This is a genomic window from Hymenobacter sp. 102 (assembly GCF_049949205.1).
GTDB lineage: Bacteria > Bacteroidota > Bacteroidia > Cytophagales > Hymenobacteraceae > Hymenobacter.
Genome location: NZ_CP188172.1, coordinates 2,402,568 through 2,428,063 on the forward strand (window position 1 = coordinate 2,402,568; position 25,496 = coordinate 2,428,063).

Below are 25,496 nucleotides of genomic sequence, written 5' to 3' on the forward strand. Positions count from 1 at the left end.
TCTCACCTCTCACAATTTCACCACTTATTCAATCAGGCCGTGGCTCATGGCATAGCGGATGAGGGCAGCAGTATTCTTGGCCTGGGTTTTTTCGATGATATTCTGGCGGTGTGTTTCAATGGTGCGCTTACTGGTGAACAGCTGATCGGCAATTTCCTGGTTGGTGAAACCCTCGGCAATCAGGCGCAGCACCTCCAGTTCCCGCCCCGATAGCTCGGCCGCCGCTTCGGGCCGCCGGCTCGGGGGCAGGCGCTCCACAGCAGCTCCGGCGGTAGTCTGCGTTACCAGCCGCCGCAGCAGGTTCAGCCCAATTTCCGTGCACAGAAACTCCCGCCCGGCCGCCACGGTCCGGATGGCGTGCATGATTTCGGTGATGTCGGCATTCTTGAGCACGTAGCCCAGCGCCCCCGCCTCCATCATGCGGTGGACGTAATTTTCGTGCTCCAGCATGGATAGCACCAGCACCCGCACCTCCGGGTACCGCTCGCGCAGGTGCGCCATAGTGGCAAAGCCGTCCAGCACGGGCATGTTCACATCCATCAGCACCACGTCGGCGGGGGTATGGGCCAGCAGTTCCAGCAAGGCCTCACCGTGGGCCGCCTCCCCGAGTATTTCCATATCGGGCTCCTTGCTCAACAAAGCCCGGATACCGTCGCGCAGAATGGCGTGGTCATCGGCCAGCAGAATGCGAATCATAACCAGAAATAAGGAATAACCGGTAGCTGCACCGTAGTCAGTTTGACCCGGCCAGCCTCCGCCTACCTACGCAGATTGTAGGTGGCTGGCTGCATAAAAGCGGTTGATTTTCCAAGTCCGGGCTTCCCACTCGCCCCAGTTGAGAGGCCTTTACCACCGTTCCAACTCGACAATATAATGCTATAAATCAGTATATTAACTTCGCAAACCCCTCTGCATCAGACCTCGTATACGCTTCATCCCACCCGCCCGCCACTCCGCTTTCCCGTTTGCCGGGCTTTTCCCACCTGCTCCATGGAAGTGTACCGTGAAATTCTGCCTAACAGCTACCTGCTGATTCTGGCCAATGAGCATGCCTCAGCCACCGAAACCCAGCTGACCGCCGCGCTGCGCCTGGCCAGCCGGAGCGGCAAGCCCAGTATCTGGGTTGATTGCAGCCACTTGCAGCACCTGCCTCTGTCGTCGCTGCGGGTACTGCTGCGCTATTACCGGCGGCTGCGGGCGCGTAAGGTGGCCTTGGTGCTCTGTCATCTCGGGGCCGCCGCCCACCAGTTGCTGGCCAAATTGCCCACGGCATCCTGCCCGCCCGTAGTGCCGTCGTTGCTGGATGCGGAGCGGTATTGCCAGCACGCGCACCCGCTGGTAGCCTCGCGCCGGCTGGTTTCATAGCACGCTGGCCAGTCCATTGATGGTGAGGGCCACCACGGCCGTGTTGAACCCGAACGCCAATAGTCCGTGCACCAGTGCCAGCCGGCGAATCGTCCGGTCCGATATTCCCACGTCGGCTGTTTGGGCCGTCATACCAATGACGAAGGAGAAGTAGGCAAAATCCAGGTAATCGGGCTCCGGCTCAGTACCAGGAAATTCCAGCCCGCCTTCCTTTCCATGGTTATCGGTAGCGTAGTACAGGTGAGCGTAGCGCAGCGTGAACAGCGTGTGCACCAGTAGCCAGCCCGCCAGTACGCCCACGCTGCCCGTGCCTACCCGTGCTACCTGCAGAGCGGGCCCGTCTGTTTTCGACAGCAGTAGCACTACCGCCAGCAGACTGGCTACTGCCGCCCCCAGCACGGCCGCAAACGACAGGGCCCGACCCGGATCTTCCTGGGTGGCCACCTGCCGGATATGCCCTACGTTGGCCCACAGAATAATAGCCCAAGTGATACTCAGCGTGACGAGCGTGAACCCATCCCAAGCCAGCAGCAGCCGCAACAGGAACGGCCAGTGCGGAGGGGCCAGCACGTACAGCGCCCCCGCCGGTACCAGGCCGGCTCCCAGCCGCCGCCAGGCCGGCCATAGAGAAACGCGGTGCAGAATGGCGGAGTGGGAAGCAGGAGAAGATGCAGCCATGAACCGGGCGGAAATAAAATATTCTGCGTAAGCTACGGCATCTCAACCGTTGCTCTGCATGAATTCAGCTCCGCTTTCCGGCCTGTATGCCCCCTCGCTCAGCCTCCTCACCGATTTGTATCAGGTTACCATGGCCTACGGCTACTGGCAGCAGGGCCTGCAGGACCGGGAGGCCGTATTTCATCTGTATTTCCGCAAGGCCCCGTTTCAGGGCGGCTACGCTGTAGCGGCGGGCCTGGCCTACGCCGTGGATTACCTGCAGAATCTGCGTTTCTCGGAGGATGACTTGGCGTACCTCGGTAGCCTGAAAAGCAGCAAAGGCGCGGCCATGTTCCCAACGGAGTTTCTGCAGTATCTGCGGGAGCTGCGCTTTACCTGCGACGTGGACGCCGTGGCCGAGGGCACGGTGGTGTTCGGCAACGAGCCCCTGATTCGGGTGCAGGGGCCGCTGCTGCAGGCCCAGCTGGTAGAAACGGCCCTGCTCACGCTGGTGAATTTCCAGACGCTGATTGCCACCAAAGCCGCCCGCATCCGGGAAGCCGCCGGCTCCGATACGGTGCTGGAATTTGGCCTGCGCCGGGCCCAGGGTGTGGATGGTGGTCTGAGTGCCAGCCGCGCCGCCTACCTCGGCGGGGCCGATGCCACCAGCAATGTACTGGCCGGGCAGCGCTTCGGCATTCCGGTGAAGGGCACCCACGCCCACAGCTGGGTTATGGCTTTCGAGGACGAGGAAACTGCCTTTACGGCCTACGCCCAGGCTTTCCCCGACGATTCGGTGTTTCTGGTAGATACCTACGATACGCTGGAAGGTGTGCGCCACGCCATCAAAGTGGCCCGCCAGATGCGGGCCAACGGCCACGAGCTGGGCGGCATCCGCCTGGATTCCGGGGACCTGGCCTACCTCAGCCGCGAGGCCCGGGCGTTGCTCAACGAGGCCGGGTTTGAGAACGTGCGCATTGTGGCCAGCAACGACCTGGAGGAGAACCTCATTACCAGCCTGAAGCTGCAGGGCGCTAAAATCGACACCTGGGGCATCGGTACCCAACTCGTGACGGCCTACGACCAGCCGGCGCTGGGGGGCGTGTACAAGCTGGCCGCTTTGCGCAAACCCGACGACTCGGGCTGGGACTTTACCATCAAGCTCTCGGAGCAACTGGCCAAAACCAGCATCCCCGGCATTCTGCAGGTGCGCCGCTACGAAACCGACAAAGGCCAGCCCCGCGCCGATATGCTCTACAACGTGGCCGAACTCCTGCCCGAAACCCTGACCCTGGTGGACCCGCTGGATGCCACCCGCCGCCGCGCTGTGCGGGCCGACGCTCCGTACCGGGAGCTGCTGGAGCCCATCTTCCGCCGGGGTGAGCTGGTGCACACGCTCCCCACGCTCCAGGAAAGCCGGGCCCGGGCCCACCGCGAAGTGCTCAGCCTCGACCCCAGTATCCGCCGCTTCCTCAACCCCCACACCTACCCCGTGGGCCTGGAAGAGTCGCTCAACCGCTTCCGCACCCAGCTGATTCTGGAGAAGCGGCCGGTGCGTCCGGCTTAGTATACCTAAACGCAAGAGGCCCGGCTGCATCAGCAGCCGGGCCTCTTGCGTTTAGGCAGCTCCAAACTTCTTCCAGAGCTTCGGTAGCATCTTCGGCAGTTGATTCTCCGTCCAGTCCTCGCCTTTGGTTTCAGAGCCGAAATCATAACTCAGACCCCGAGCCAAGGCCACGTTCCGGGGGAAGGTTTCATCCTCGTCGGTTTTACCAGTGCGCTTTTCGAAGGCGAAAGTGGCCACGTATAGCAGCTCCTCAAAATCCTGGTAAGGAGCATCCAACACCGCCGCCAGCGTATCGGGGTTCTGCAGCGCATTCATGAAGACAGTTTTACCCTGCCCCACCAGCCAGCACCGGAAGTACAGATAGGGGTCATCGGACACGTAACCGTCGATAATCTTCTGCGCCGCTATAATGTCGAAATGATCAGCCTCCAGCAGGTATTCGCGCAGGATGCACTCAAACTCAATAATCTGTTCTGGCTCCAGCTGCGCCAAGTGGTCAATCAGGGCTTGCTCCTGCCGTTGCTGGTCGCCATGGGCCTCGGTTTTTGCCGATTCAATTATCTGCCAGAATTGCTCTTTATCCATTGTATTAGAGGTACGGTAAGGGGCCCGAAATACGGCAAAACTCTGCACTCCTGCAGCCAAAGCCTGTACCCCCGGCCTCCGTATAACAGACTACTTTTGTTCCGCTATGTTGTTATAGCATCATCATTAGCTGCTGGTCGCTTGGCGGCAGCTTCAACTGTTACTGCTCATGCCCACTCTGAAATTCAAAACCAGCATCAACTGCGCTAACTGCGTACGGGCTGTCACTCCTTTCCTCGATGCCGAAGCCAGCGTAGAGAAATGGAGCGTGGATACCAACAACCCCAACAAAATCCTGACGGTGGAAGGGCCTAACCCAATTCCGGAGCTGATTATGAAATCCGTGTCCCAGGCCGGGTTTGATATTGAGCCGGTAGCGGCGTAACTGCTAATCTACAAAGAACGTCATGCTGAGCTTGTCGAAGCATCTCTACCGCCCCATATTGTTTGGTAGAGATGCTTCGGCAAGCTCAGCATGACGTTCTTTTTTACTCCTGCCTAAGGCTCTATCCCTCGTAACGCAGCTCGCCGGCTCCTACGCGGAGCGTCATGCCGGGCTCCGGGGTGATGCGGCCGGCTACCTGGGCCTGGTAGCCGTGGTTGCGCAGGGTTTCGGCTACGGCTTCGGCTTGTGCCTCGTCGGTTACGAGCAGCATGCCGTTGCCCATGTTCCAGTAGAGGTAGGCTTCCTGGGGGCTGATGCCGGCCAGCTCGGCCAGTTGCTGCATGGCGGGCAGGGGCTCAAAAAGGTTGTCCAACTCCGCGCCCACACCGTTTTTGAGTACGCGCTTAAAATTATCGGCAATGCCACCGCCGGTGATGTGCGCCGCTGCGTGCAGGGGCAGGCCGGCTTCCAGCACCGCCGCCACGCCCGGCGAGAAAATGAGGGAAGGCGCCAGCATCACTTCGCCCCAGGTGGTGGCGTTTTCAGTTGTCAGCTGCTCGTTGTTGGTTGCTTGGGGCGCGGCCTCACCTTGCCCATAAGGCTGCTCGTGCCATTTCTCCCCGAAAGCTTTGGTGAGGGCGCGGCGGGCCAGGGAATAGCCGTTGGAGCGGAAGGACGGTGAGCGAAGCGCCACCACGGCTTGTCCGGCGCGCACGTTGGCCCCGCTCAGGGGGCGCTCCAGGCTGGGGTGCAGCACGCCTACGGCCGTGGAGCACCAGTTGAAGTTCATTTTGGCCCCGGGGTAGCCGCCGATGCGGTTGCCCAGTTCGGCAATTTCGCCGCCCGTTACCGCAATCTGGCTGAATTGGGCCGCGTCGTGCAGGCCGCGCATGAGCTCATCCACTACCTCGTAGTTGAGCGTGTTCACATCGATGATGTTGGAGAGGTTGGTGGGCACGAAGCCGGCCACGATGAGGTCGTCGGCTACCATGGCAATCAGGTCGTAGCCCAGCGTATCGTAGCGGTCCAGGCGCTCAGCCACCTCAATCTTCGTCCCGATGCCATCGGAGCCAATGCCCAGCCGCTCATTGCCAAAGCGGATTTCGTTGGAGAAGCCGCCGGCCAAATCCTGGGCCGGCTCGCCGGGCTTACCCTTACGAGTCGAGAAGGTTTTCTGGGCCCAATGGTAGGCGTTCTTGGAGGCGGCGTTGCCTTCTTCGATGGAGTAACCGGCAGTGGCTTTGAAGTCAGATGACATGCGGGAGGCTAGGTTAAAGCTAGAAGCTAGTTCCCCTCCTTGGAAAGGAGGGGTCAGGGGTGGTTGATGAACGTCAGAACGAGTTTTAGAAACTAGAGCTAGATGATGTTCAACGATTATCAACCACCCCTAACCCCTCCTTTCCAAGGAGGGGAACTAGCTTCTAGCTTCTAATTCTCGTACCATTCAGCATACTAATGCTCAGTTGGCTCGGGGGCTTTGGCACTCACGGAAGGAATCGAGTCGGAGCCTTTTTTGTCGGATCGGTGGCTCTGGCGTTCCTCCTGGATGTGACCCAGGTACTTGGTTACGTCGCCGGTGGGGTACTGGCCGGTGAAGCAGGCGAAACACGAGCCGCCGTGGCCTTTGGCCTCCGAAAACAGCTCCTGCAAGTCGGCAATCGACTGGTATATCACCCGGTCGGCCTCAATGTAGCGGCAGATTTCCTCCTCCGTGTAATTAGCGGCAATCAGCTCGGTGCTCATGGCCATATCAATGCCGTAGATGCAGGGCGAAATGATGGGCGGGGCGCTGCTGATGAAGTACACCTCGGCGGCCCCGGCCTCACGCAGAATCCGCACGATGCGCCGGGAGGTGGTGCCGCGCACGATGCTGTCATCGACCACGGCTACCTTTTTGCCTTCTACAAACTCGCGGATGGGGTTAAGCTTCTTCTTCACGATGTCCTCGCGGCCGGCCTGGCTGCTCACGATGAAGGAGCGGCCCATGTGGTTGTTCTTCACCAGGGCCCGGCGGTAGGGCACGCCAATGGCCTCGGCCAGCCCCGATGCCGAGAAGTACCCCGACGACGGCACGTCAATCACCATATCCGGCTGAATACCCGATTCGATAACCTTTTTAGCCAGCATCTTGCCCAGCCGCACCCGTTCCCGGGCCACCAGGCGGCCGTGAATGGTGGAATCCTCGCGGGCGAAGTAGATGTGCTCGAACACGCAGAAGCTTTTGGGCTTCTCCTGCTGATTTTTGTGGTGCACCTTGAAGTCCTTATCGATAAACACCGCCTGGCCCGGGCCCACGTTTTCCACGAACTCAAAGCCCAGGTAATCAAAGCAGGTGCTTTCGGAGGCGAAGGCGAAGACGGGGCCACGCTCGGTTTCGCGGCGGCCCAGCACCAATGGCCGGATGCCCAGCGGGTCGTTGAAGGCCAGCAGCCCGTGTCCGGCAATGATGGTAACGGTGGCATATGCCCCCTTCACCAACTCCTGGGTGGTTTCCACGGCGTCGAAAATATCGATAACCGAGAGGTTGTCGAGGTTTTTCAGGCGCAGCTCCGAGGCGAAGGTGTACATGATCAGCTCCAGGTCGTTGCTGGTTTTGGGCAGTACATGGTACTTCTCATGCAGGCGCTTGGCCGCCGAGCGGAAGTTGATGACGTTGCCGTTGTGCACCATGGCCAGTCCGAAAGGGTAGCTGGTGGTAAACGGCTGCGCCAGTTCGGCATCGTTGGAGCCCTGGGTGGTGTAGCGCGCGTGTCCGATGCCGATGTTGCCCTTCAGCTTCTTGAGCTGCTTGGGACGGAACACGTCGGAGATGAGCCCGTTGCCCTTGCAGAGGTGGAAGTTGTCGTCGAAGGTGGCAATGCCGGCGGCATCCTGGCCGCGGTGCTGGAGCGCGGTGAGGCCGAACACGATATCGTGCGCAACATCATCAGGACCGTAAAAACCTACTATTCCGCACATGGTGAGTTGTCAGTTGTCAGTTGCCCGTTGGCAGGCCGCTGGGGGTGGTGGGTGGGGTGGTGATGTTCTAACGATTCGCCTCACCCCCCGGCCCCCTCTCCGGCAGAGAGGGGGAGCCAGACGACAATGGCGTTGAATACGCGGTTGAAGCAGCCGCTTGGGGAACTGGCATTACTGACAGTTGATTCTTGATGAGTTCCGCCAGGGTTTCGGCGTACACGCGGTGCTCCACGGCCAGGCCGCGGCGCTCCACTTCGGCCAGGGTGTCGGCCCCGCGCAGGTCAACCGGGTGCTGGGCCAGGATGGGGCCGGTATCGAGGCCTTCGTCTACCAGATGCACCGTTATTTTGGTTTCGGGCAGGTGGTTGTCGAAGGCCCACTCGTAGGCGTGCAGGCCCTGGTGCTGGTGGGTGTCGGCGGGGTGAATATTGAGGATGCGGCCCGTAAACGCCCGGATAAACGTGGGCGACAGAATGCGCATGTAGCCGGCCAGCACCACGTAATCGGGCTGGTACTGGCGCAGCACTTCCACCACCTCCGCGTCGAACTCGGCCCGCTTGCGGCCCTGGCTGCTGCGGCTGGCGGTGGAGCAGCCCAGCGCGGCGGCCGTGGCCAGCCCGGGCGCGTCGGGCACGTTGCTGAACACCACGGCTACTTCGGCCAGCTCCTGCAGCACGCCGTGCTGCACGGCGTTTACCAGGGCCACCATGTTGGAGCCCCGGCCCGACAGCAGAATGGCCAGGCGCGCTTTGTGGGTGCTATAGTTACCAGTTTCCTGCAAGGGTCGGTTCCGGCCGCTGGCCGATGTCGGTGCGGATGTACACATCCTGGAAGTTCACTTTTTCTGCTTCGCGGTACACGTGCTGCACGGCGTCCTCCAGCTCCTCGCCGTGGCCGACTAGTACTAGCACCCGGCCGCCGTTGGTGACAAGCTCGCCGGTTGCGGTGCGCTTGGTGGCGCCGTGGAAAGCCAGAATGCTGGGGTGCAGCTGGTCGAGGCCGGTGATGGGGAAGCCGGTGGGGAAGCTGGCGGCGGGGTAGCCGCCCGAGGCCAGCACCACGCCCACGTAGTGGCCGCGCCGCTGGCGCACCACCGTTTGCTGCAGCGTGCCATCGAGGGTAGCCTCAATCAGCTCCAGCAGACTGCTTTCCAGGGCGGGCAGCAGCACTTCGGCTTCGGGGTCGCCAAGGCGGGTGTTGTACTCGAGCAGCTTGGGGCCCTGGGGCGTGAGCATGATGCCGAAGTACAGGAAGCCGTTGAAATCGAACTGCTCGTTTTGCAGGCCGCGCAGGGTGGGGTCTACAATATCAGTGCGGATGGCGGCCAGCACGTTGTCGTCGCAGAAGGGCACGGGGCAGTAGGCGCCCATGCCGCCGGTGTTGGGGCCCTGGTCGCCGGCCAGCAGCTGCTTGTGGTCCTGGGAGGGACTGAGCAGGCGGATGCGGTTGCCGTCGGTGATGCCGATGATGCTGATTTCGGGGCCGGTGAGCTTTTCTTCGAGCAGGAAGCTAAACCAGCCGCTGTGCAGACGGGCCAGGTCGTCGAGGGCGGCGTGGGCTTCTTCTATTGAGGAGCACACGTACACGCCCTTACCGGCCGCCAGCCCGTCGAACTTCACTACCACCTGCCCGCTGAGCTCGGTGGCTTTGGCGCGGGCGGCGTCCAGCTGGTCGCTGCGGAAGGGCCAAGCCTGGGCCGTGGCCACGCCGTGGCGGCGCATGAAGTCTTTGCTCCACACCTTGGAGCTTTCCAGCGTAGCGCCCGCCCGGCCGGGTCCAAATACCCGAATGTCGGAGCTCTGGAAGAAGTCGGTGACGCCCGCCGCCAGCGGGGCTTCGGGGCCTACCACCACCAGCTTCACGCCGTGCTCCTGGCAGAAAGCCTGAATGGCCGGGAAGTCGGTGGCGCTGATGTGGGGGTGACTGTTCGGAATGCCGGCGTTGCCGGGCAGCACGTGCACGGTAGCGCCGTCGCGGGTCAGTTTCCACGCCATGGCGTGTTCCCGGGCCCCGCTGCCGAGGAGTACGATAGGGTTATTGCTGGTGCTCATGAACGGTAGAAGCAATAAAATCGGAGCGAAACAGAACCATCAACCGATGGTCGTAATAGTCGGAGCCGAGTTTCAGAAACTGGCGCTGGTAGCCGTATTCCACGAATCCCAGGCTTTGATAAAGGCGTGTGGCGGCCGTGTTGTCGGCTACCACGCCTAAGGAAATCTGCTCGAGGCCAGGCAGGGCAAAGGCGGCTTCCAGCGTGGCCTGCAGCAGCCGGCGCCCTAGGCCGTGGCCTGCGTAGCCCGGGGCCACGCACACCTGCCGGATGTCGCCCTGGTGCTGCACTTTCCGGCGTGTAGCCCGCACAAAGCCACACATGCCCACCAGCTCGTCGGCGGCAAACGCGCCCAGCACAAACGTCCCCGGGTTACCGGCCCGAATGTGCTGCTCAAACGGCAACTCCCCCACCCGCTCCTCTTCCTCGGCCGACGACCCGAAGCTCGCCGGGTATTCGGCCAGACAGGCCAGCCGAAGCCGCCGGTAAACCGGGGCATCCTGGAGCTGGAGGCGACGAATGGTGAAGGGTTCGGACATGGGGCAAAGTACGGGCAAAGAAGCTGTTGCGGCGGCGGGCAGAGTGGTTTTAGCAGATGTCGTCAATGGAAACAATCCGGTCCTCCGCAAACTGAAAAACTGACCGGCCCTGCAGCTGCAGCGCGTCACCCGCTTTCAGGCCGTTGGGGAAATCCACGGCGGCCACGGCCGAGTAGTCGATGCGTACCTCAGCGCGGTTGTCGGCGAACTGCCAATCGATGATACGCTGCTCGCGCTGCGAAAAATACGATTTGGCCCGCTCGGCCTGCTGGCGGAAGCTTTCCTTGCCGGTGGTGGTCAGGTTTACTTGCCCGCCGGAAATATTGCGAAACACCACCTCCGCGTGCAAATGGCGCAGCATACCCGCTACGTCGAAGGCGTTGTACGCTTCGACGTAGTCGGTTACCAGCTTTTTTGCCCGCGAGGCTTCCATGCTACTTGGCTTCTTGGATGATACCGGCGCGCACCAGGTTGCGCACCATGCGGGCCGGCATATCGTCGTCGTTAGAAGATGCAGCGGGCAGTGGGGCGCCGGTGATACGCTCGTAGATATCGAGGTAGCGGCGGGTAGCCTCGGCCGAAACTTCGGGCGTGAGGGCGCGGGGGTACTGGCCGTTCTGCTTGTGGGCAATCAGCCACTGGCGCACGTACTCCTTGTCCATCTGCTCGGCGGCCCCGGGGTTGCGGGCGTAGTCGTCGGCGCTCCAGAAGCGCGACGAATCGGGCGTGTGGATTTCGTCAATCAGCAGCAGCTCCCCGTTGCGCAGCCCGAATTCATACTTGGTATCGACTAGAATGATGCCGCGCTCGGCCATCCACTGGGAGGCAAAGTTGAATAACTCCAGCGCCTTCACTCGCATCTGCTCGTACAGCTCAGCCGTCACCCAGCCTTCGGCCACCAGGTTCTCGGGCGTAATCTCCCGGTCCCATTCCTCCTTGGTGGTGGGCGTCACAATGGGCTCGGGAAACTGCTGGTGCTTGGTCAGTCCGTCGGGCACCGCTACGCCCGAGAAGCTGCGCTGGCCCTGCTGGTAGCCACGCCACATGGAGCCGGTGAGGTAGTGGCGCACCACCATTTCCACCCGGATAGGCTCGGCCTCCTGCGCTAGCGTCACGTTAGGGTCGGGCAGGCTGATGACGTGGTTGGGGATGATGTGCCGGGTTTTGTCGAACCAGAAAGCCGCCAGCCCGTTGAGCACGGCCCCTTTGTGCGCCACGGGCGTTTCCAGCACCGAGTCGAAGGCCGACAGGCGGTCGGTAACCACAATCAGCCGCTCACCCGACGGGGCGCGGAACGAGTCACGGACTTTCCCCCGGTGCAGGAGTTCGAGCTGAGGCGTTTCGAAATGGTTGAGGGTATTCATTCTGAAGTCAATATCCACCGGCCAGGCCGGCAGCTGATGAGTGCGTTAGGATGAAAACTCGTGCGACACCGACGGGGCCGCGGCGGCCGTAGCCTGGGCCTGCACATGCTCCACAATATTGCGGAACAGCCACACCCCGTCGCCCTCCTCACTCAGGCCTGGGGTAGCACGCTTGCGCCGGGCCCAGTCGGGGTGGTTATAGAGCGAGAGGAAAGCCTCGGGGTGGGGCATCAGGCCGAATACGCGGCCGGTGGTATCGGTCAGGCCGGCGCAGTTGAGGTCGGCGCCGTTGGGGTTAAAGGGGTACACGTCGGTGGGGGCCCCATCGAAGTCGGCGTAGGTGAGGCAGTTCAGGCCGCGGGCTTCAATGGCGGCACGGGTGGCCTCGTCCTGGATAATGAGGCGGCCTTCGCCGTGGCGCACGGGCACCTCCAGCGTCGTCAGGCCCTTCAGGAAGGGCGTGGTGGCGTGGGGGTTGACGGTGAGCTTCACCCAACGGTCCTCATAGCGGCCCGAAGCGTTGTGCGTGAGGGTTACTTCGGGCGTGACGGTGCCGCTCAGGTCGGGCAGCAGGCCCAGCTTCACCAGCACCTGGAAGCCGTTGCAGATGCCCAGCACGTGCTTGCCGCCGGCCACAAATTCCCTGATATCGTCGAGCAGCGTGCGGCCCTCGGCGTTGCGGCGGTAGCGCAGCTTGTTGGCCAGCACCACGCCCGAGCCCAGGTCGTCGCCGAAGCTGAAGCCGCCGGGGAAGTTCAGGATGTCGAAGTCATGGATGCTCACGTGGCCGTGCAGCACCTGGTTCAGGTGCACGATGGTGGCCTCGGCCCCTACCAGCCGGTAGGCGGCGGCAAATTCCTCCTCGCAGTTGATACCAAAACCGGTTAGGATGAGCGCCTTTACTGGTTGTTGGTTGTTCGTTGTTGGTTGTTGGGCCGCTTCCGCTTTTTTCAACGGTTCACTGGATTCGTGGCCGGGGTCTACGCTTTTGAAGCCGGGCAGCACGATTTCACCTTCCCGGGTTACCACTTCGTGGCCGGGGTCGTCGTGCTGGGGGCGCGGGGGCGTGTGCTGGTCCGGCAGTTGGGGAGTCTGTTCCATGATTAATGCGCGGTTTCGGGGTGGCCGAAGCCGATAATGCGGTTTACCGGACCGTTGGTCCACTCGTGGCGCAGGGCCGCCGTGCTGGCCGAAATAACGGTGTTACCCGCCTGCCGCACGGTCAACTGCCCATTCTGGGTTACTCGGCCCAGACGCGTGGCGCGCGCGCCGAAATGCTGCTCAAAGGCCACCACATCCTCGGGGGCCACCGTGGCCACAAACCGGGAGTGCGACTCCGAAAACAGCTGCACGTGCACTGGCAAGCCTTCGGGCAGTTCCACCTCGGCCCCAAAGCCGTGGCCAAACGTGGCCTCCGCCAGCGCCACCGCCAGCCCGCCGTCGCTCAGGTCGTGGCAGCTCTGAATCAGGTTCCGGTCGTTGGCCTCCCCTACCAGCTGGTACAGGGCTTTGGCCTGCTCGAAGCGTACCTGCGGCACGTTCGCGCCCAGCTCACCGAAAAGCTGGTAGAACTCCGAGCCGCCCAGCTCGTCGTAGGTTTCGCCCAGCAGGTACACCACGTCGTCGGCCTGCTTGAAGTCGGAGGTGATGGTGCGGCGCACGTCGTCCAGCTTGGCGGTCATGGAGTACAGCACCGTGGGCGGCACCGAAATCTTCACGCCGTCGGCCTTGAAGTCGTTCTTCATCGAGTCCTTGCCCGAGGTGAGCGGGATGCAGTAGGCCGCCGTGGCGTCGCGCAGGGCCTGGCACATGCGCACCAGCTTGGCCAGCTTGTGCTTGCCATCGGGGTTGCCCATGGGGTCGTACACCGAGTCGGGCACGCAGAAGTTGTCGTTCACGGACCAGAAGTTGCCGTCGCCGTAGCTCAGGTTGGGCAGCTTGCCGCCCACGGCCACAATCTGGCGCACGGCCTCGTCGAACGCGCCGGCCGACATATGGTAGGCGTCCAAATCACCGAAGCGGGGCAGAATGCCGTTGCTCACGGCCACGCCTTCCCAGCTCTCGAAGTTGAAGCGCACCACGGCCGCATCCTGCGGGGCCTGACCGGTAGCGCCCATCAGGGGCTTGATAATGGTGCGGCCCTTCACCTCGTGGTCGTACTGCCGAATCACCGACTCGCGGGAGCAGATGTTGAGGCTGCCCAGCAGGCGGGTCAGGGCGTCGGTGTAGTCGGTGGCAGCGGCCAGCGCGGGTTCCTGCGCCGTGGGCTTGCGCCACTCCGCTTCCAGCACTTTGCGCGGCACGCCGTCGTGCAGGAAGTGCATATCTAGGTGGGCCACCGGCTCACCGGCGAAGCGCACGTCGAGGTAGCCGTCGGCGGTGAAGTAGCCGATGTCGGTCAGCTCCACTTCCATTTCCCGGCCCAGGGCCAGCAGCTCGTCCAGCTTGGCGGGTTCCACGGCCAGCGAAAACCGCTCCTGCGACTCCGAAACAAAGATTTCCCAGGGACGCAGACCAGGGTACTTCAGCGGCACGCGCTCCAGCTCCACCACGGCCCCGCCGCTGATGGTTGCCAGCTCGCCGATGCTCGACGACAAGCCGCCCGCGCCGTTGTCGGTGCTGCACTTGATGAGGCCGCGGCGCGTGGCCAGCAGCAGGAAGTCCATGGCCAGCTTCTGGGTGATGGGCGAGCCAATCTGCACGGCCGTGGCGGGCGAGGTTTCGTCCAGCTCAATGCTGCTGAACGTTGCGCCGTGGATGCCGTCTTTGCCCACCCGGCCGCCGGCCATGATGATGCGGTCCTGCGGGTCAATTTTCTTTTCCCACGAATCGAGGCCGGCCAGCTGCATGGGCATCACGGCCCCGGTGCCGCAGTATACCAGCGGCTTGCCGGCGTACCGGTCGTCGAACACGATGCTGCCGTTCACGGTGGGCACGCCCGACTTATTGCCGCCGTCCTCGATGCCCTTGCGCACGCCCTCAAAAATGCGGCGCGGGTGCAGCTGATTGCTCAGCAGGGTGCCGTTGAACTCGGGGTTGCCGAAGCACAGCACGTTGGTGTTGAACAGGAGCCGCGCACCCCCGATGCCGGTAGCCAGCGGGTCGCGGTTGTTGCCCAGAATGCCCGTAATGGCCCCGCCGTAGGGGTCGATGGCCGAGGGCGAGTTGTGCGTTTCCACCTTCCACACGAACAACGACTCGGGGTTGATGCGCACGGCCCCGGCGTTGTCCGAGAACACCTTAATCAGCCAGTCGTTGCCGTTGGCGCGCAGCTGGCGGTCCACCTCGGCGGTAGCATCCTTGATGTAGGTTTTGAACAAAGAATCCACCTCAAACTCCTCGCCCGTATCGGCGTCCCGGTACTTAATCAGGGCCGAAAACTCCTTGTGCTTGCAGTGCTCCGACCACGTCTGGGCAATGATTTCCAGCTCGCAGTCGGTAGGGTCCTGGGGCAGGCCGGCAGCCTGACGCTCTTCCCGGATGCTGGTGTAATGGTCGCGCACGGCGCGCATTTCCTCCAGGTTCAGGGCGTAGAGGTTGTCTTTCGACAGCTTTTGCAACTCCTCATCCGAGAGGCCCACCAGCCCCACCGTCTCCGTAACCGATTCGGCCCCACCGCCCGGCCGCGGCGTGTAGTCGCGGATCTGGGCAATGGGGCCGACTTCGAAGCGGTTGATGAGCTTGTTGCCCAGCAGCTCCTGCGCAAGCTGGCGCAGACTACTTTCGGGCAGGGCTTCTTCGAGGAAGTAAAGCCGTTTCGAGAAGATGTGCTGGGTATGGGTATCGAGCGGCTCGTTGAGGAAGTCACCGAGGGCGTTCTGGGCCGAAATGCCTTCGTCGTCGGTCACGCCGGGCAGCTTGGCCACGAGGATGTAGCTCTGGTAGTGGGCGCCGTGGCGGAACTCATCGAGGGCTACCTCGTGCAGCACCGGGTCCTGGAGGCAGTGGGTGGCGAAGTCGCGCAGCTGCTGGTCGGTGAGGGGGTAGCGCACCGTGTAGAGGGCGGTGCTTTGCACGCGGCCGGTGTACAGGCCAAGGTGGCGCTGGGCCGCTTCGGCTACGCGCTGGCCCTCACCGTCGTGTTGGCCGGGCTTAAGCAGCAGCTGGATGGTTCTTTGGGTAGAGTCCAAAAGAGGGAGGTTTGTCTATTTTTCGGGTTTCCCACGCTTAGGCCAGTTGCCTGCGTGAGGAAGCATACCCGCGCAGGGTACGCCGAAAATGCCTTGCCGCGGAGCCGTTTGCCGCCGTCGGTAGGTTTAAGAAAACGCTTTTTCCGGCCGACTGCCGGGTTTCACCACCGGAATACCTGCCCGGCAAAGCGGACAATCATCGGGTGCGTAGGTGGCCGCCGTTACCGGCAGCAGGGCAAAGTTCGGAAAAGAAAGGTCAGCTTTCCCACTGGTGCGGTCAATTAAACTGGCCACGGCCAAAACTTTTGCTCCCAGGCTCGTCAGTACCCGCGCTACCTCGTTGGTGCTCTTGCCGGTAGTCACCACGTCCTCGGCAATGATAATTTTCTGGCCGGGCTCGATGGTAAAGCCGCGCCGCAGCGTCATCTGGCCCGCGTCGTCGCGCTCCGTGAAAATGCCGGGCACGCCCAGCTGCCGGGCCAGCTCATAGCCAATCACCACGCCGCCCATGGCCGGGCCCACTACCACATCGGGCTGCAAGCCGGCCTCCTGAATGCGGCGGGCCAGCTCCGCCGCGGCCGGGGCAGCCAAGTCGGGGCGGCGCAGGAACCGGGCGCACTGCACGTAAGTATCGGAATGCAGGCCAGACGACAGCCGGAAGTGCCCGCGCAGCAGCGCATCTTCCTGCAACAGCTGCTGCTCCAGGGTTTCGGGGGTGAAGTCGGTGGTGTGGAGGGAAGTCAAGGGAGGTACTCTATTGTGATATGGGGAAAAGGACAAACTAGAACGTCATGCTGAGCTTGCCGAAGCATCTCTACCGCTTCGTTGCAATACAGAAGCGGTAGAGATGCTTCGGCAAGCTCAGCATGACAATTGCCGTGGCAACGTCAGCACGCGAGATTCCTCGCAAGCTCGGAATGACGTTCAGGGTTACGCCGCTACCGGCCGCAGCTGATTCATTTGCTCCACCAGTTCCCGGGCAGCCGCGGCGGCGTTTTCGGCCTGCCAGAGGGCGCGGGAGGTGTTGATGAGCAGGCCGGTGCCATCGGGGCGGAGGCCGGCGCGTAGCGTGGCAGCCAGGTCGCCGCCCTGGGCACCTACGCCGGGCACCAGAAACCACTGGTCGGGGCAGAGGGCGCGCAGGCGGGCCACGGCATCGGGGTTGGTAGCCCCTACCACCAGCCCAATGCCGCCGTGCTGCTCATCGAGCTGCCGGGCCACGCGGGCGGCGCAGTCAGCCAGCGTGCCGCCGCGGGTGAGGGCCACGTCCTGCAGCGAGTGAGTCGGCTTATTGGAGGTTTTGGCCAGCGCAAACACCAGCTTGCCGGGCCGGGCGAAGGGCACAATGGCGTCGTCGCCCATGTAGGGGTTCACCGTCACGCCGTCGGCCCCAATCACGTCGTAGGCGAAGCGGGCGTAGTGGTCGGCGGTGTTGGCAATGTCGCCGAACTTTCCGTCCAGAATCACCGGAATACCCTCCGGCACGCGCTGTACGGTGTCGCGCAGGAGCTGCACCCCGTTTTCCCGGCTCAGGAAGAAGGCCAGGTTGGGCTTGAAGGCGGCGGCATATTCGCTGGTCTGGTCAATGACTTCGGCCAAGCGGCGGGCTACCTGGGCATCGTCGCCCACGGGGTCGAGCCCCACGCAGAGCAGCGTATGGGCGGCTTGTACTCGGTTCAAGAGGGTTTGCATGGGCGGGGTGGAAGAGGGAGAAGTTGGAGAATGTGCGAGACGTTCAGAATGCAGGGAATATGGGAGGCAGAGCGAATTCAACGTTCAGAACCGGTCCACACGTAGCTCACTGGTCCCCGGCACATCTTCCATAGTATTCACAGTCTGCACAGTAAACTGGCATTCAGCGGCCAGGCGGGCCGAGAGGCCGGGCTCCAGCCACTCGCCGCTGGCAATCTGCACGGCAGAGGCTCCGCAGCGCAGATAGTCCGTCACGTGGCTGGCAGTGAAGATACCACCCGTACCGAAGATGGGCAACGTCAGCCGTTCGTCATGGACCAATTCCCACACGCAGCGCAAGGCCACCGGCCGAAGGGCTTCGCCGGAAAGTCCCCCAGCCACTGGGGCGGCGGTGGCATCGTCGGGCAGGTGCAGGGCTTTCAGCAGGTTGGTAGCAGCCAGGGCAGTAGCACCTCCCTCCTGCGCCCCCAGCGCCAGGCTGCGGATATGCTCGGGCCAGGGGGGCAGCTTCACGATAACGGCGGCCTTGGGGCCCAGTTCGTTACGTACAGCCTGGGTGGCGTCGCGCACGAAGCGGGCCGTCAGTTCCTCCCCTTTCCCGGTATCGGGCTGGGCGATGTACACCTCCACTCCGGCAATCAAGTGCCCTACCTCGCGGGCCAGAAAGCGGGCAATTTTGCGAAAGCCCGGAATACCGGGCGCCGTGATGCTTACAAACACCGGCACCCCAAACCGGCACAGGGCGGGCAGGTGCTCCTGCACCAGAATTTCGGCACTTTCGGTGCGCATGTGGGTGGCGTTGAGTAAGGTCTGGTCGGCTACCTGCCAGATGCCTTCCTCGTAGAGCCCGGGCCGGGGCTCCATGGTTACGGTACGGGTGAAAATGGCTCCCAGCCGTTCGTAGGCCGCGCCCTCCAGCTGCCAGGCGGCGGCGGCCAAGCACACCGGGTTTTGAAGCGTGAGGTTACCGAGTTGCATAGGTTCTGGAAATGATTGGTGGTGGCCGGTAACGCCGCCCGTAAGCAGTTCTCCGATAACCGCCGATGCGTTGGTGATTTAACTGATAAAGCCGCTACCGATGACGGCTATAGATTCCCGAATACGCGGGGTGGCCAATTCGCGGACCGACATATGAGTCAGAATCCCCCCTGATTTTCTATCACCCCGCTTTCTTGCGCCACCCCGCCCCGTTGCCGCCGTTGGGTGGGTAACGGGTTATTCAGCGTCCATGGTATACTACCAGTCGTCCGGGAGCAGTTGTGAAAAGCTCCCGGAGCTACGGCTGGTTCCGGCGGCGTTGAAGCGGGCCGGGCACAAAAAAACCGCCTCGGAAACCGAAGCGGCAACAGCAGCAAAGCCGGAAAAAACAGAAGGGGCAACGGGAAAAACGACCTTTCGGTCATTTCGCAGGATGCCTCCTGAAAAGCTCCCGCGCTTCATCAGGTAGAATTGATTGAAGTGAAGCACGTCGCAAAAGTACTACTTCCACCCAGGCAACCAACAGTACCAGGATTAATTTTATGTTACCAAACTGTTACCTACGTAACGGGTGCACCGGATTACCAACCGGCTCAATTACCACTGTATCTATCTGAATAATAGCAGTATTGAAAATAACCTCTCATTTATTCCAGCCGTCCCTTTCTCTGCACGAAACGTTTACTGCGGTGCAGGACTCCTTCATGAAGCTGGCGCTTAACATACATATACATTGAAAATGTACAAAAAAACTCTCTTCCCTCATTCTATATAGAGTGAAACTACTGGCATTACCGCGGAAATATGCAGACCTGCTTCATCTTCGATGCTCTGGGCTTCCGGATACCGGATATTCCTGCTTACCTTAACATATTCATAACACCCCGGTTTTTATTCAATCTGCCGCGCTGGTACTACTTTTGCCTAGGAGCTTTTTTCTTCTTTCCTTCTTCACCATCACGTTGCCCGTTATGAAAAAAGTACTACTCAGTTTGTTGCTTCTCGGCACAACGGCTATAGCTCCGGTGGCGGTACATGCCCAAACCGCCACGCCGACACCAGTTGAGTACACGGAGCGGGTGCCCGTGGAAGGCGCTGGCCGTAACATGCTTTATGCCAGAGCCATTAGCTGGACCCAAAACAAATTTTCGTATAAGCCTACTTCGGGATTCAAAGCCAATGAAGCGGCGGGCACCATCCGGATTACGGGTACGGGAACGGTAAAAAGGGTGGACAACAAGGGCAAGGACCAACCTGTCTCTATCCTATTTGACTTTACCTTCCAGGCCAACGACAATGGCTATACCTATACGGTAGGCTCGTTCCGGGCAATTCCCGATGCCAGCGAGTCAGCTCAGGTAGTGGCGTTCGATGAATACCGGATGCAGTTGCAGGCGGAGCGGGGCAATGACAAAACGCACAACGACCGACGGGTTACTGCTCAGGCAAATTCTATAGCCAGTGAGGCGGCTATGTCCTTTCGCTCATACATGAATAGCCAGCCCGCTGAGGGCCAGGTGGGCGGGGATTAAGCAGTTGGCTGCCCCCAGCCAATGCAGCGCGGCGGTCCGAAACAGTTCGGGCCGCCGCGCTGCATTCGTGAGAATAGCATTTAGGGCCTGGTTTTCAGCAGATGATGCGTTCGGGCCGGCAGTTCGCGCGCATCTACTACCAGAAAGCCATCAAGGGTGTTGTTGAAGCCGGGGTCCACGTTAAAGCCGATAATGCGGGCATTCTGTTGCAGGTAATGCCGCAGCAATACCGGTACCCCAATTCCGCCGGGCTCCAGTTCGGCCACCAGCTTGTGTAAATCCTGCACGGAGTGTAGGCCAGTCTGTAGCTTTTCCGAATCAGGATGAGCCAGGGGGCGGTAGCGCTTGCGGGGTTTCACCAGCGCCGCCAGGGCAGGGTCGGAGAAGTGCTGCTCCAGGTACGCCTTCATCACCTGCTTGGAGACGCTGGAGAACTGGTTGCTGATGCTGACAGGGCCAATGAGGTACCGGTATTCCGGGTGCCGGGCAATGTACTCGGCAATGCCTTTCCACAACAGGAGCAGCGGTAATGGCTGTTTCTGATACTCGGGTCGCACGAAGGATCGACCTAGTTCCAACGACTCCCGCAACATCGGCAGCAGTTCCTTCCGCATCCGAAACAGGGAGTGCAGGTAAAACCCACGTTTACCTATTTCCCGCACAATGCTGCGCCCCCGGCCAATGCGGTAGCCCCCCACAATCTGCCCGGTTGCCCGGTTGTACAGAAACAGTTGCTGATAATACTCATCGTACTGGTCCAGGTCAATTTCCTGGCCAGTCCCTTCTCCCACCTCGCGAAAAGAAAGCTCCCGCAGGCGCCCTATCTCCGGCAGGATGTGCGGCAGCTCCGCTTTCTTGGCTACGTATACCTCCCAGCTCTGGTAGCGGAGCAGGCAGCGGCTGGGCCGCAGTGCGCTGATATCGGCCGCCAGCGTCTCCGCCAGGCCCGGAGCACGAAGCGGAACGGGCGGCAGAGTGCTGTGACCAGCGGCCTCCTGCCAGGCAGCACCCAGTGCCTGCACGCGGGCCCGGACATAAGCCAGCTGCTCAGAAACCGGGAGTTGCGCCAGTTCCGCCGGGGGCACCGCCTGCCCAATCCGTACTCGTACCGTCTGGCCGCGCTTGTTCAGCAGTTCAGCCGGTAGCCGGGCCGTTCGCAGCAGCGGGTGCACCATGCCCAGCAAACTGAACGATACGCTGTTTTTGCCGCTGATCCAGATAGGTAGCACCGGCACCCGGGCCACCGCCAGCAGCCGCCCGGCCGTAGGGTGCCACGCGGGGTCCAGGGCGGGGCGTAGGGCAGTAGGGCGGTGCGCCACCGCGCCGGCCGGAAATAACGCCAGGGGCACGTCGTGGTGCAGGTAGCGCAACAGCTGGCGCACGCCGGGCGTGTTCCGGCCCGCATCCTTCCGCTCGGGGCTCACCAAGGCCAACTGAGTAGCCAGATTAGGCAATAATGGGGTCAGCAGCTCATTGGCTACCATCACCAACTCAGGGCGCACTTCGCTGAGCACGTATAGCAGCGCCAGCCCATCCAGCATCCCGCATGGGTGGTTGGCTAGTGCCATAAATGCTCCCCGGACAGGAACACGCCGCAGGTCGGCGGCACTGTACTCAACGGTAATTTCCAAATCCCGCAGCAGCTGCCCGATAAATTCCCGACCCGTCAGGTGAGCGTGCCGCTCGTATAGGCGTTGCAGTTCCTGCAGCTGGGTTAGCCAGTGCCATAGAGGACGCAGCGGGGACCAGGGCTGCTTACGAGCGGAATGCAGTAGCCCGGGAAATGAAGTGGAGAAGGTGTGCATAGAGGCCCGATACGGCTGGCAGTAGCCACGCAATTGTTCCTCTCCAAACTTCCTAAACGGATGTTAGCCCCGGGTTACGCCCTAGTTATGAAACTATTATGCCTGGGTAGTCTATAAAACAAAAAAAGCCGCGTTGCAGCGCGGCTTTTTTCCTATTTCGCCCTCATCCGGTCTTCACTCACTCACGGGGCAAAATTACGGCCTTTCGCCTGATCGTGCAGGGCTTACTCTGTTAAGTAACAGAAAAGTAACGGTGAGTACGTGACTATCTTCGATGAACGGAAACCCGGACTTTCCCTGGAGCAGCTGCTCACAAAAAAGCCCGGCACTTGGCCGGGCTTTTTGCTATATCAGGGTTATACCTCAGCTGGTGGGGCCGTTGTCTACCCGCGCTTCAATCGTCGACTGCACCGTAGTTGATACGCTGGACAGCAGGTTGTAGCCCGTGGCCGACTCAATGGCATCTACCGTGGTGCGGTAGGAGCCCCAGGTAGTGCTGAGCGAGTTGTCATTGGGCGTGTCAATGGCAATTACACGCGTGCTGGTCGTTACGCGGGCGGCGTCGCCCGTGCCTACGGGCAATACCACAATTACCTTCCAGCAGCGCGCCGGTACCGTAATCCGACCGGCGTCGAGGGTGGTAGCGTAGCCGGCGGAGCCAGTGCCGCCTTTGCCGTAGCTACCGCAGATGATGTACAGTTCGTTGCCGGCATTAACCAGCGTACGGCAGTAATTCTCCAGGTTAGCCCAGGTGCGCTGGTTGTTGTTGGGAGCCTGCGGCATCATGTTGGTCATCAGGAAGGTGGCCGAGTTGTCGGCTACCGAACCGGTACGGTCGGCAGAGGGGCAGTTATGGCCCCGGTCAAACCCCGAGCCGCTGTAGCTGGTGCTGCCCGCGCGGTACCAGCCCGAGGGCAGCGTGGCATCGGCCGAGAAGTTGTCCTGACGCGGGGTGCTACCCAGCCACGCGCTGCTCAGGTGCCAGCTTACCCAGTTGGGAATACCCCGGTCACGGTGGTAGGACATGGAGAACTGGCTTTTGTTCATCAGGTAGTTGGTGTAGTAGGCCGGGTCGGCTACGGCACCGCTGGGATTACCCATGGCCAGGTTGCCGTCGCGCGTAGCGGTGGCATCGGCGCTTTGCACGGCAGCCGTGGGGTTGCTAGCAGGGGCTACGGCGTCTTTGGAGCAAGAGACAACACAGCTGGTCAGAACGGCCAGGCCGAGGAGGCGGGTAAGGGTACGCTGCATGATGGGAGAAGTAGGTGTGATGGTTGAGGAAAGAAGCAAGCTGCTTAACGGCCGCAAAAATGCCAGCTCAGATTCAGTTGGATGTTACCTGAACATTATCATTTTCCGAATACCGAAAAGCTGTCCCAAAATGATAAATTTCCAGCATTCCCCAACGCATACCGTACTCCCTATATGCAGCTTAGCCTAGCATATTACTTGTAAAATATCTTTCCTGGCCCGGCACAGCATTTTCAGATGCTGGTTGCATATATCCAATAGCAAAATTTTGTAACTGCTTCTTTTACTTCCTCACTCTCCAGCGCATAAAAAGGCCCCCATCGACCTGCAACGATGGGGGCCTTACGGCACTAACAATACAAGGGATAGGGTGGATAGAAACTATAGTGTACTAGTTGGTTTTCTTTTTAAGGCTGCACCACCAGACGGCTCACCCCTACCCGCTTCCCCGATTTATCAAACAGGGCTACCTGATAGAGGCCGGGGCGCAGCGCGGAAACCGAAACCGATGACCGGACTCCGCTGCTGACCGTATGCCGGCTCACTTCGGAGCCCATCTGATCGATGAAGGCAACCTCGTATTTGGTGTTGCCGGGCCGCAGACTGGCGGGCAGTTGCATGCGCAGCGGCTGCGACGATGATGCCGGGTTGGGATACACGTCGAACACCACCACCGGGGGGCGCAACGTAACGGATACCACGTTAGACAGGGCCTCCTGCCCGTTCAGATCCACTATCCGCAGCCGATAGTATAGCGTTGAGGCATTCTGGGAGATACCCGTGTAGTCACGGTACAGATACTGACGGGTAGTGGCTGAGTTGCCGGCAGCATTTACGCGGCCCAGAGCCTGAAAAGTCCCCGAAGCCGATAAAGACCGCTCCACAATGAAGTGGCTGCTATTGGCCTCGGAAGTAGTTTGCCAACTCACATCCACTGACCCGTCGCCGTTGAGAGCCCGCAGGTTCTGGAGTACTACGGCCGAGGATACGGGCGGGGTAATAGTGGAAGGGAAGCCACTGGGCGCGTCATCGGCAAAGGCAAAATAGATGCGCGTATCGGCCAGGGCAGCTACGCCATTAGGCATTTCCAGTTCTACCCATTCAAAGCTGCGCGTAGTGCGGAAAGACAGTTCCTGCTTCCCGCTTGAGAGCAACTCCAGCGACAACAGAGCGGCGTCCGTGCTTGATTCGGCCAGTTCTGAGCCATCAGCACCGGTGTAGGTTTTTACCCGCACATTTTTGAGCAGTTGCGCGTCGAGCAGCCCTGTGCCCAGGCCCAGTACTACCCCGGCGCGGTTGCCGCCAATACCGGCACCATTCAGCTTCATCTTCAGGCGGGTACTTCCTCCCACGGCCACCAGGGAGTTGAAGGTGGCATAGTTGCTGGTCAAATCCTGATCGACGGCCAGTTCAGGCGAGGTAACGCCGCAGTTCACACATACCAGGCTGCTGCCATTCAGTTGGTAGTTACCAGCCGTGGTGGCAAAGGATGAGAACCGGGCATTCAGGTCCCGGTACACGCGGGGCTCTACCCCAAAGCCATAATACACCCGCAGGTTATCCAGCAGCCCCAGCAAACTGACTCGCCGGAGCTCCACCCTATCAAAGGGCTTGGTGGTGTTCATGCGCACGTTGTACTTACCATCGGGCAGCACGCTCAGGCTCAGCAGCCCGGCGCCGATACCCGCTTCCTGCACGGTGGAGCCCAGGTAAGTAGTCAGCCGCAGCCCCGACAGCACCGATGCGTCCAGCAGACTGCCACTACCCAGCACGAAACCCGCGTAATAGCCAGCCGGAGCGGTACCCTCCAGCTGCGTTTGTAGCGAGGTAGGGCAGCTCAGATCCACCAAGGCCCCCATGGTAGCGTAGTTGGTCAGGTCCGAGTCAACGGCGTTCAGGGGCTGGCTTACGTTGGAGTTCACGCACACCGTTATACCATTATCAACGGCAGCCGTGCTGTAATTGCCCGCGCCCGGCGAGCTGAACCGGGAAACGTAGCCTTTTGCCGTGGTGATGGTGTTGGTACCCAGGCCATAGGCGTAGAATACATTGAGCTCATATCCCAGCGAAACCAGCGAGGCAGCCTCAATTTCAATTTGGTCAAACTGCTTGCCCGCCGTGAATTCCAGGGGGATTGGGCCCGTATCGGAGCCCAGCAGCAAACCAGCCAGGCTGGCATCAATTACTTTGGTTTCCTGTAGCTGGGAAGAGCCCGCACCGTTGCTCAGGTACGTGCGGATGGTAATCAGTGAAGCCAGATCCAAGCCCACCAGATTCAGTACCCCTCCGCCACGCGAAACCACCACGCCGGCCCGGTGCCCTACCGGCACCAGCCCATCCATGTCCATGCGCAACTTCAGCCGCTTCGTCAGCAGCGCGCTTGGCACGTTCATGGTAGCGGCGGTGCTAAAGCTGGCATCCGTGGCAAAGCCGGGGTTGTCAACGGATCCGAAGCAGGTGGTGATGCCCAGCAGGGTATTACAGTCCCGGATGGCCGTGGCACCGGATATCCCAGAGTTGGAATAAATAGCCGGTGAACTACCCTGTCCGAGAGCCTGCGCGCCGGTTAGCAACGCCAACGCAACAGCGGAAAACAGACGCCGTGAGGCAGAAAAGTAGAACTGACTCATATGCACTT

At 61.2% G+C, this 25,496-nt stretch carries 23 protein-coding genes; 4 read left to right on the forward strand and 19 right to left on the reverse strand.

The genetic code is table 11. The features are described 5' to 3' along the window. Positions 1-24: 24 nt before the first annotated feature. Positions 25-696, reverse strand: a complete 672-nt coding sequence (locus tag ACN19L_RS10305; RefSeq protein ID WP_426493395.1) for a response regulator — start codon at positions 694-696, stop codon at positions 25-27. Positions 697-990: 294 nt separating this feature from the next. Here ACN19L_RS10305 and ACN19L_RS10310 point away from each other — a divergent pair, with 294 nt between their 5' ends. Next, positions 991-1,365, forward strand: a complete 375-nt coding sequence (locus tag ACN19L_RS10310; protein ID WP_426493396.1) for an STAS domain-containing protein — start codon at positions 991-993, stop codon at positions 1,363-1,365. Here ACN19L_RS10310 and ACN19L_RS10315 read toward each other — a convergent pair. Next, complete coding sequence (locus tag ACN19L_RS10315) at positions 1,360-2,043, reverse strand: DUF1345 domain-containing protein (protein ID WP_426493397.1); 684 nt, start codon at positions 2,041-2,043, stop codon at positions 1,360-1,362. The two genes, ACN19L_RS10310 and ACN19L_RS10315, sit on opposite strands and share 6 nt — an antisense overlap. Positions 2,044-2,101: 58 nt before the next feature. On the opposite strand from ACN19L_RS10315, the gene ACN19L_RS10320 reads away from it, so the two are divergent. Further along, positions 2,102-3,589, forward strand: a complete 1,488-nt coding sequence (locus ACN19L_RS10320; protein ID WP_426493398.1) for a nicotinate phosphoribosyltransferase — start codon at positions 2,102-2,104, stop codon at positions 3,587-3,589. Positions 3,590-3,640: 51 nt separating this feature from the next. Here the strand turns inward: ACN19L_RS10320 and ACN19L_RS10325 are convergent, their stop codons facing one another. After that, on the reverse strand, positions 3,641-4,174 hold the full coding sequence (locus ACN19L_RS10325; RefSeq protein ID WP_426493399.1) for a DUF4240 domain-containing protein: 534 nt from the start codon (positions 4,172-4,174) through the stop codon (positions 3,641-3,643). Between the two features lie 169 nt (positions 4,175-4,343). Between ACN19L_RS10325 and ACN19L_RS10330 the strand changes: the two genes are divergently transcribed. Next, the gene (locus ACN19L_RS10330) at positions 4,344-4,559 is read left to right on the forward strand and encodes a heavy-metal-associated domain-containing protein (protein WP_426493400.1); all 216 of its coding nucleotides are present in this window, start codon (positions 4,344-4,346) and stop codon (positions 4,557-4,559) included. A gap of 121 nt (positions 4,560-4,680) precedes the next feature. Here the strand turns inward: ACN19L_RS10330 and ACN19L_RS10335 are convergent, their stop codons facing one another. The 13 genes from ACN19L_RS10335 to ACN19L_RS10395 all read right to left on the reverse strand — a co-directional run bounded on the left by ACN19L_RS10335 (position 4,681) and on the right by ACN19L_RS10395 (position 18,759). Next, complete coding sequence (locus ACN19L_RS10335) at positions 4,681-5,817, reverse strand: AIR synthase-related protein (protein ID WP_426493401.1); 1,137 nt, start codon at positions 5,815-5,817, stop codon at positions 4,681-4,683. 194 nt (positions 5,818-6,011) lie between these two features. Beyond that, positions 6,012-7,517, reverse strand: a complete 1,506-nt coding sequence (gene purF / locus ACN19L_RS10340) for an amidophosphoribosyltransferase (RefSeq protein ID WP_426493402.1) — start codon at positions 7,515-7,517, stop codon at positions 6,012-6,014. Between the two features lie 67 nt (positions 7,518-7,584). Continuing rightward, positions 7,585-8,298 carry a phosphoribosylglycinamide formyltransferase gene (gene purN, locus ACN19L_RS10345; protein WP_426493403.1) on the reverse strand — a complete coding sequence of 238 codons (714 nt, stop codon included), beginning with the start codon at positions 8,296-8,298 and terminating at the stop codon, positions 7,585-7,587. Then, positions 8,282-9,568: a phosphoribosylamine--glycine ligase gene (purD, locus tag ACN19L_RS10350; RefSeq protein WP_426493404.1), complete on the reverse strand. Its 1,287-nt coding sequence runs from the start codon at positions 9,566-9,568 to the stop codon at positions 8,282-8,284. The genes purN and purD overlap by 17 nt, the downstream gene beginning before the upstream one ends. After that, positions 9,552-10,106 (reverse strand): GNAT family N-acetyltransferase, encoded by a 555-nt coding sequence (locus ACN19L_RS10355; protein ID WP_426493405.1) that lies wholly within the window; start codon positions 10,104-10,106, stop codon positions 9,552-9,554. Before ACN19L_RS10355 ends, purD begins: the two co-directional genes overlap by 17 nt. 49 nt (positions 10,107-10,155) lie before the next feature. Beyond that, positions 10,156-10,539 (reverse strand): nuclear transport factor 2 family protein, encoded by a 384-nt coding sequence (locus tag ACN19L_RS10360; protein WP_426493406.1) that lies wholly within the window; start codon positions 10,537-10,539, stop codon positions 10,156-10,158. 1 nt (position 10,540) lies between these two features. Continuing rightward, positions 10,541-11,470 (reverse strand): phosphoribosylaminoimidazolesuccinocarboxamide synthase, encoded by a 930-nt coding sequence (locus ACN19L_RS10365; RefSeq protein ID WP_426493407.1) that lies wholly within the window; start codon positions 11,468-11,470, stop codon positions 10,541-10,543. A gap of 45 nt (positions 11,471-11,515) precedes the next feature. Next, the gene (locus ACN19L_RS10370; RefSeq protein ID WP_426493408.1) at positions 11,516-12,571 is read right to left on the reverse strand and encodes a phosphoribosylformylglycinamidine synthase subunit PurQ; all 1,056 of its coding nucleotides are present in this window, start codon (positions 12,569-12,571) and stop codon (positions 11,516-11,518) included. A gap of 2 nt (positions 12,572-12,573) precedes the next feature. After that, positions 12,574-15,600 carry a phosphoribosylformylglycinamidine synthase subunit PurL gene (locus ACN19L_RS10375; RefSeq protein WP_426493409.1) on the reverse strand — a complete coding sequence of 1,009 codons (3,027 nt, stop codon included), beginning with the start codon at positions 15,598-15,600 and terminating at the stop codon, positions 12,574-12,576. 126 nt (positions 15,601-15,726) lie between these two features. After that, positions 15,727-16,344 (reverse strand): orotate phosphoribosyltransferase, encoded by a 618-nt coding sequence (pyrE, locus tag ACN19L_RS10380; protein ID WP_426493410.1) that lies wholly within the window; start codon positions 16,342-16,344, stop codon positions 15,727-15,729. A 186-nt stretch (positions 16,345-16,530) separates the two neighbouring features. Next, positions 16,531-17,292, reverse strand: a complete 762-nt coding sequence (pyrF, locus tag ACN19L_RS10385) for an orotidine-5'-phosphate decarboxylase (protein WP_426493411.1) — start codon at positions 17,290-17,292, stop codon at positions 16,531-16,533. A gap of 84 nt (positions 17,293-17,376) precedes the next feature. Further along, positions 17,377-18,270, reverse strand: coding sequence for a dihydroorotate dehydrogenase (locus tag ACN19L_RS10390; RefSeq protein ID WP_426493412.1), 894 nt, complete (start codon positions 18,268-18,270; stop codon positions 17,377-17,379). 258 nt (positions 18,271-18,528) lie between these two features. Continuing rightward, the gene (locus tag ACN19L_RS10395) at positions 18,529-18,759 is read right to left on the reverse strand and encodes a hypothetical protein (protein ID WP_426493413.1); all 231 of its coding nucleotides are present in this window, start codon (positions 18,757-18,759) and stop codon (positions 18,529-18,531) included. A gap of 482 nt (positions 18,760-19,241) precedes the next feature. On the opposite strand from ACN19L_RS10395, the gene ACN19L_RS10400 reads away from it, so the two are divergent. Further along, entirely contained in the window at positions 19,242-19,802 is a 561-nt protein-coding gene (locus ACN19L_RS10400) for a DUF4468 domain-containing protein (RefSeq protein WP_426493414.1), read from the forward strand. An 80-nt stretch (positions 19,803-19,882) separates the two neighbouring features. Here the strand turns inward: ACN19L_RS10400 and ACN19L_RS10405 are convergent, their stop codons facing one another. The 3 genes from ACN19L_RS10405 to ACN19L_RS10415 all read right to left on the reverse strand — a co-directional run bounded on the left by ACN19L_RS10405 (position 19,883) and on the right by ACN19L_RS10415 (position 25,488). Continuing rightward, on the reverse strand, positions 19,883-21,607 hold the full coding sequence (locus ACN19L_RS10405; protein WP_426493415.1) for a lysophospholipid acyltransferase family protein: 1,725 nt from the start codon (positions 21,605-21,607) through the stop codon (positions 19,883-19,885). Between the two features lie 363 nt (positions 21,608-21,970). Next, positions 21,971-22,858 (reverse strand): DNA/RNA non-specific endonuclease, encoded by an 888-nt coding sequence (locus tag ACN19L_RS10410; protein WP_426493416.1) that lies wholly within the window; start codon positions 22,856-22,858, stop codon positions 21,971-21,973. A gap of 407 nt (positions 22,859-23,265) precedes the next feature. Continuing rightward, the gene (locus ACN19L_RS10415) at positions 23,266-25,488 is read right to left on the reverse strand and encodes a hypothetical protein (RefSeq protein ID WP_426493417.1); all 2,223 of its coding nucleotides are present in this window, start codon (positions 25,486-25,488) and stop codon (positions 23,266-23,268) included. Between the last annotated feature and the right edge of the window lie 8 nt (positions 25,489-25,496).